At 48.4% G+C, this 3,805-nt stretch carries 4 protein-coding genes; 2 read left to right on the top strand and 2 right to left on the bottom strand.

The window, feature by feature from the left end:
* Positions 1–1,058, top strand: a 1,058-nt coding sequence (locus Q0236_RS00690; protein WP_297913809.1) for a thiamine phosphate synthase, incomplete at its 5' end; no start/stop codon positions are given.
* Positions 1,059–1,239: 181 nt separating this feature from the next.
* Positions 1,240–2,223, top strand: a complete 984-nt coding sequence (locus Q0236_RS00685) for a pentapeptide repeat-containing protein (protein WP_297913806.1) — start codon at positions 1,240–1,242, stop codon at positions 2,221–2,223.
* A 142-nt stretch (positions 2,224–2,365) separates the two neighbouring features.
* On the opposite strand, the gene Q0236_RS00680 is transcribed toward Q0236_RS00685, so the two are convergent.
* Both Q0236_RS00680 and Q0236_RS00675 read right to left on the bottom strand, forming a co-directional pair.
* Positions 2,366–3,175, bottom strand: a complete 810-nt coding sequence (locus Q0236_RS00680; RefSeq protein WP_297913804.1) for a DUF3108 domain-containing protein — start codon at positions 3,173–3,175, stop codon at positions 2,366–2,368.
* Positions 3,176–3,522: 347 nt separating this feature from the next.
* Positions 3,523–3,654 (bottom strand): hypothetical protein, encoded by a 132-nt coding sequence (locus tag Q0236_RS00675; RefSeq protein ID WP_297913801.1) that lies wholly within the window; start codon positions 3,652–3,654, stop codon positions 3,523–3,525.
* Positions 3,655–3,805 lie beyond the last annotated feature (151 nt).

Raw genomic sequence — 3,805 nt, 5'->3', positions numbered from 1 at the left:
TTGGCACGGATACGGCTCGCTCGGACGGAATTTTCGCAGAGGAAGTTTGCGCGCGCACGATTCCGCATAAAATTTACGACGATCGAGCCTGCGCCGTCCAAGCCCTCGTAGGCGGATTAGATGCGAGTGCGGCCTGCGCGGATAAAATTTCTCTCCGCGAATGCGGCACAAATAAAGTTTTGCAAAAAAAGCCGCATTTGGGCGGCGGCAAGAGCGAGCTTTGCGCAGATACAGCCCGCAGGCACGGTGCCGCTATAGATGAGATACGGTTTAAAAATTCCGCTTGCGTTTTAGATGAAATTTTGTCTGAAAATTTTATCGGCGCTGTAAACTGCGCGAATGATAGCGCACCGGGCGAGATTTCGCTTCGCGGCGCTGCAAGCGAAACAAAACTCGCGGCAGAAGGCGTACGGGGCGCAGAAAATGCAGAAAGTATGCAGGGTGCGCAAAGTACAGAAAATGCGAATGATGTGCATAGTGCAAAAAATGCGGGGAACTCGCAGAGCGCGCAGTATACAGAAAGCTCGGAAAGTATAGAGGGCGTAGAAAATTTACAGAACGTGAAAGAAGCGGAAAACTCGCAGGGTGCGGAGGGCACGCAGAGCGCAGAGAGCGCAAGGCGCCTGCCCGCGATCTTTGTGCATAATTTTGCAGATTTTGCGCTGCGGGCGGGCGAGAGAAATTTATGGCTGCCGCTCGGGGTTTTGCGGAGCTTCAGTGCGGCGCGCGGCGCGGAGTTTTTGCGCGCAAATTTCAAAAAACTGGTCGCTTCCTGCCACAGCGAGGCGGAGGCGCGCGAGGCGCTGGAGTTGGGTGCGAGCGCAATCTGTCTGAGCCATATATTTGCGACTGATTGCAAGGCGGGGCTCGCGCCGAAGGGGCTAAATTTGATCTGCGCCGTGCGGGAGTTTTTCGCGGGCGAAATCTACGCGCTGGGCGGCATAACGCCGCGCAATTTCGCCTCCGTCCTACGCGCGGGAGCCGACAGGATCGCCGTTATGAGCTCAGCGATGGCTGCGCGGGACGCGAGCGATTTCATAAGAAAATTTAAGAAATGAATCGATCCGAAAATGTGGTCCGTTTCTTTTGCCGCGCCCTTGCTGCCGTCATTTCGCGCATGCGGCGCAATGCAAAAACATATCTTTTAAATAAAATCAAAAACGGGCGAAACGAACGCGATTTATTGCGATTTAAGCCTGAAATTATAAAATACGAGCGATCTAAGCTTAAGGATATTTTTTGGACAAAGTGCGGCTTGAGGAATCAAAAAAGCTTCTAAACGAACAGCACCGAAATTTAAAACAAAAGCTGCGAAAAGGCGCTAACGCCGATATCTTTGACGATGCGGATTTAAGCGATGCAACGGATCGCAGCTCATTAAATTTAAACGATACAAATTTGAGTAGCAAAAGCTTTAAAAATGCGAATTTTAATCAAACAGACCCCGAATCGCAACCCGATCATCTTTGCGGCGCAAATTTCCGAGATACAAATTTAAACTCAAAAGATGAGGTAAAATTTCAAAATTTAAACCCAGGCGGTATTTCATCGCGGGGCGCTAAAACTCGTGATTACGATAAAGAGCCGATAATCATAAAAGACCATGCTATAATTTTAAATGCTATCATCGGCGCGATTTATATCATTACTACGATATTGATGGCGATATGCGGTAAATTTTCCGCCCAGCAAATTTTATTTCTCGTTTTGCTGGATTGCTACTTTCCGCTCAGAGCATTAAATAAATTCTCAAATTTCGGCAAGTGCTATATATGCTTTAAAAATGACGATATAACTCTATACTCTAAAAAGACGGAAGCCGTTTTATACGAGACCAAAATTTCAGATATAACTTGTATCAAACGAACTACGGGACCGTCATACCCCGAAATATCAAAAAAGACAAAATGCCTTATGCTGCTATTTGCTTTTATATACTTGCTTTTAGTTTTTTTCGTAGCGGTAGTGATAGACGGAAGGGAGGAAAATTTTTGGATAATTTTTGCGGTAATTATATCTATTAGCTTTTTTCCTTTATTGCTATATAGGCTTTTTAACGGGCTAGGCTTTGATATTATAAATGACAGCATATTGATATATGACAAAAATTCTTTTATAGAGGTTTCGTTTTTAAGCAGCAAAGAATACAGGGAGATAAAAGCCTATTTTCTACTCAAAACAGGGAAAAATTTAGATAAAATCCCGCCGCAAATTTTTGTGTAGATCATAAAAGCGGACTCTATTTTAAATTTATATTAAATTATGATTGATCAAATTTGCCCTTTTTCAGCGATATGAAAACGATGACATTTGAAGCGAGCAGGGATAAATTTGAACAAAATTTACCTCGTAAATTTACGAAGTCTCATTCCACAAGCCGCGCGCGGATGTCGCCGAAGAGCAGCACGTCCTTCAAAACGGCGCGATCGGCGTAACCGCGCTCGTTTAGACTCAGGTGGAGCTCGCCTCGGCTGCTCGAAAATATCGGCTGGTTGACGAAAACCACGTAAATCGCCGCAGCCTGCTTGTCTGCGCCATGCTCGCCCGGTTTCGCGCTTGTCGCTGCGCCGGAGTTTGTGTCCGCATCGCTAGGCGGCGCGACGCCAAGCTCGCTCGCGATATTTGCGGCGGCGCTTCCGCGCGGCCTTTCGATGTCGATCCTTCCGTCGGCGCTCTTTGCGCCCGCGGCTCGGACGAAAAATTTATCGCCCGAGTGCGGGATCTTAGAGAAATTGAAAAACAAACTCAGCAGGTCGTTCGTCGCAAAATAGGGCAAAATTTCATCGCTTACGAGCTGTAGCTCGCCGCCCGCGCCCTTGAACTTTTGAAATTTTATCGTTTTGCGCGCGTAGTCGAAGGCGTAGGTTTTGCGCTCGTTTTTCGTCGTTTTGCCCTTTTTGCGCGAGACCTCGTGGACGTAGAGATCGGGCATCAAAAGCCCCGCCACGATGCGCCCCTTTGAGCGGAAGCTCTCGCGCCTTTGCCCGCTTAGGCTGCCCGCGACGCCCTGCGCAACGGCATCCATGACGATCTCGTAGCGATCGCTCTGCCGCACGAGCCGCGTGTTTGCGCTGCCGACCGCGCCGAAAACGCCGAACGAAATCTCATATTTCGCGCTGATCGTCTCGCCAAAAAGCGCGCTCGCGCATAAAATCAAAGTAGCAAAAAATTTCATCTTAACCGTCCTTCCGCTTTGCGGCGCCCCAATTATACGGCGCCCGTTAAATTTACGCTTTTTGCTGCTCGTAAGGCTCGCGCGATAATCTGCGCGGCGTTCGTAAAATTTACGCCAAAAAAGCAAAACTCGCGCCGCCTATTTCATTTTCTCCATAGCGCGATTAAATATCAGCCGCCGTTCCTTGCCGTCGTGAAAGACCGCGCCGTACGTGCCCGCCTAAAGACACCGACTGTCGCCACTTTTATATTTGCGACGTATATACGGCTCGGCGCGCGCTTGCCAGAAATCGGCGATTTTATATTTCGTACAGGCCGCTTAGTCGCAAAGCGTGCCTGTGAATAAAATCAAAATTTCATATTGCGGCTATGTTTGTACTTTGCACTAGCCGCTACGCCGCGCCCGTTAAATTTAGGCTCTTTGCGCCGCTTTATCGCATTGTGTTCGCAAAGCTCGCGCATAAAATTTACGCCGTTCATTGTGCTTGCTAGCTTGCACTTCCGTGAGGCGCCGTTTCGTGCCGCAAATACAGCCGCTTCGGTCGCTAGTAAATCCGCTTAAATTTAAACGGCTCGCGCGGGTCAAATTCGTAAATTTAGTCCTTCCAAAGCCACCATTTAAGCTTGGCTT

Origin of the sequence: uncultured Campylobacter sp., assembly GCF_938031315.1 — a bacterium.
GTDB lineage: Bacteria > Campylobacterota > Campylobacteria > Campylobacterales > Campylobacteraceae > Campylobacter_B.
Note: the sequence above shows the minus strand (reverse complement) of the source record. Positions and strands in the feature narration are given on the sequence as shown.